Source organism: Mesorhizobium sp. M7A.F.Ca.ET.027.03.2.1, from assembly GCF_003999175.1.
In the GTDB taxonomy this organism is placed as follows: Bacteria; Pseudomonadota; Alphaproteobacteria; order Rhizobiales; family Rhizobiaceae; genus Mesorhizobium.
Genome location: NZ_RZOM01000805.1, coordinates 1 through 2,906 on the forward strand (window position 1 = coordinate 1; position 2,906 = coordinate 2,906).

Annotated in this window: 4 protein-coding genes; all 4 read right to left on the reverse strand. The window is 60.2% G+C overall.

What is annotated here, in order from left to right:
- A partial coding sequence (locus tag EN750_RS27165) for an ABC transporter permease subunit (protein ID WP_127398501.1) occupies positions 1-591 on the reverse strand: 591 nt, incomplete at its 3' end.
- Positions 588-1,307, reverse strand: coding sequence for an ABC transporter permease (locus EN750_RS27170; protein WP_127398503.1), 720 nt, complete (start codon positions 1,305-1,307; stop codon positions 588-590). The genes EN750_RS27165 and EN750_RS27170, both read right to left, overlap by 4 nt.
- 77 nt (positions 1,308-1,384) lie before the next feature.
- Entirely contained in the window at positions 1,385-2,170 is a 786-nt protein-coding gene (locus tag EN750_RS27175; protein WP_027036615.1) for an ABC transporter substrate-binding protein, read from the reverse strand.
- 157 nt (positions 2,171-2,327) lie between these two features.
- Entirely contained in the window at positions 2,328-2,837 is a 510-nt protein-coding gene (mobB, locus tag EN750_RS27180) for a molybdopterin-guanine dinucleotide biosynthesis protein B (protein ID WP_127398505.1), read from the reverse strand.
- Positions 2,838-2,906 lie beyond the last annotated feature (69 nt).

Below are 2,906 nucleotides of genomic sequence, written 5' to 3' on the forward strand. Positions count from 1 at the left end.
GATCAAGGCTTGCGGCAGGATGATCTTGCGCAAGGTTTGCAGTTTGTGCAGGCCAAGCGATGCCGCCCCTTCCCATTGCCCTCTTGGCACGCTCTCGATGGCGCCGCGCAGAATCTCGGCCTGATAGGCGGCGGTGTTGAGCGCAAAGGCAAAGACGCCGCAATTGAACGCGTCCTTGAAAAAGTCCCAGAGGCCGATCGACTGGAGCTCGACCCTGAACGAGCCCAATCCGTAATAGACGAGATAAGTCTGCACCAGCAGCGGCGTGCCGCGGAAGAAATAGACGTAGCAATAGGCGAGGCCGGACAGGATCCGGTTCTTGGACATGCGCCCATAAGCGACGGGCACCGACAGAATCGCGCCGAGCACCATCGATATAGAAACCAGCGCGAGCGTAACCCCAAGCCCGCTCAAATAGGCGGGCGCATATTTGGCGAAGAAAGCGGGATTCCAGGCAAGGAAGAGATAGCTGACGATGCCAATGCCGAACAAAATCCATAGGCAGACCAGCGCGTAACCGGCGATACGCCTGCGCGGCCAGCCGCGCGCCCGTGGCGGCGGACGTTCGACCATTGTGGCCGTGGCGCTCATCGCTGCGCCTCCTGCCGGCCAAGCGAGCGCAGAATAGCGCTGGTGGCGAAGGACGACAGGACGGCCAGGCCAAGAAAGACCAGCGAGGCGACACCGAAGAACAGGAAAGCATGCTTGGTGACGCGGGCGGCAATGCTGGCGTTACGCAGCGTCTCGGCCAGGCCGACGACCGACACCAGCGATGTGTCCTTGAGCAGGCTGAGCCAGCAGTTCTCCAGGCCGGGGAACGCGATGCGCAGCAGCTGCGGCACGATCACCTTGCGCATGGTCAGCCAGTTCGAAAGACCAATGGCATAGCCGCCTTCATACTGGCCTTTGGGAATGGCGCGGAAGGCCGAAAGAAAAACCTCGCTGGCATAGGACGAGAAGATCAGCGCAAGCACGATCATGCCGGCGACGAAGCTGTTGACGTCGATGGTGATGTCCGGCCGGAAATACCTGACGAGATGCTGCAGCAGGATCGGCATGCCGAAGAAGAACAGGAAAAGCGTCACCAGTTCCGGCAGGCCGCGAAAGACCGTGGTGTAGATGTTGGCGGCAAGGCGCAGCGAGGGTTCTTCGGACTGCTTGGCGAGGGCGATGAAAAAGCCGATCGTCAATCCGATAGGCAGCGTGGCAAGCGCAAGCGCAATGGTGATCAGTGCGCCATAGGCAATATCGTCAAGCCAGCCTTCGGGTCCCCAACTGAGAAGTGTCCATATGCTCTGGGCTGGCATCGACCGGTCTTATCTCCACGGCATTCCTGAGATGAATAGAAAGACGGCGGGGAAATTCCCCGCCGTCTTGACCTTTATCAGGACTCGGCGCCGTAGACGTCGAACTTGAAGTACTTGTCGTTGATTTCCTTGTATTTTCCATTGGCGCGAATGGCGTCGATGGCCGAGTTGAGCTTGTTGACCAGGTCGGTTTCGCCCTTGCGCACGGCAATGCCGGCGCCAGGCCCGAAGATCTCGACCGGCTGCGGCGACGGCTGGCCGAGGATCTTGCAGCAGGCGCCATCAGGCGAATCCAGAAACTGCTGCAGCACGACGATATCGTCCTCGATGGCGTCGAGACGGCCATTGGCAAGATCTGCCTGCTCCTCGGGGCTGCTCGGATAGCCCTTCACGGTGCTGTCGGTGTAGGTCTTCGAGGCATAGTTGAAATGCGTCGTGGTGGTGGCGACGCCGATGGTCTTGCCGGCGAGATCTTCCTTGGTCACGCCTTTCAGCGTGCTGTCCTTCGGCACGGCGAGCGCCGACGGCGTGTTGTAGTATTTGTGCGAGAAATCGACCTTTTCCATCCGCTCCGGCGTGATCGACATCGAGGCGACGATGGCGTCGAACTTGCCGGCCTGAAGGGCGGGAATGATGCCGTCCCAATCCTGCGCGACGAAGGTGCACTTTACCTTCATCTCATCACAAAGCGCCTTGGCGATGTCGATGTCGAAGCCTACGAGTTGGCCATCGGCGGTAAGGTTGTTGAAGGGCGGGTAGGCGCCTTCGGTGCCGATCCTCAGGGTCTTTTCCTGGGCCTGGGCGACGCCGAGCGTCAGCAGCGCGGCCGATGCGGCAAGCGCGATACGCAGTGAAATACGCATGATGGTCCTCTCTTTATGGTCCCGGCCGTCGTTCCGAACGGCTCTGTGGGGCGGTGCTTTTGACCGCCCGCTGGCGCGATACTCCCACTCTTTCCAAGAAAAAAGCAACTGCAAAACCGTAAAAATGGGCAAGGCTATTCTGCCGTTGCGTCAGCGCTCAAGCAACGAGCCCGGTGGTGCGCTCGATGAAGTCGGCTATCGATTTTGCATCGTCGAGATCGAATACCGGCAGCTGCGCGCCTTCAATCGCAAAATCGGCGGCGACAGCGACGATGTTGGGATCCTCCGCTGAAAGCGGCGTGCGGTCCTTCGCATCCAGCCGGCGGGTTTCGATCTTGCTGTGGGCTTCGCGCTTGTAGCCCTCGACCAGCACGAGGTCGCAAGGGGCAAGCCGCGACAGGACAGTCTCCAATGTAGGCTCGTCTTCGCCGCGCAGCTCGTGCATCAGTGCCCAGCGAACGCCGGAGACGATCGCGACTTCGGTGGCGCCGGCCTGCCGGTGGCGGAAACTGTCGGCACCCGGTTTGTCGATGTCGAAATCATGATGGGCGTGTTTCACCGTCGACACCTTCCAGCCGCGCCGGACAAGTTCGGTGACCAGCCTTTCGGTCAAAGTCGTCTTGCCGGAATTCTTCCAGCCGGTGATGCCGAAGACGCGTCTGTTCATGGCTTGATGCTCTGCAACAGACGCTCGGCAGACACAAGATCGTCCGGTTCGTTGATGTTGAAGAAAGGG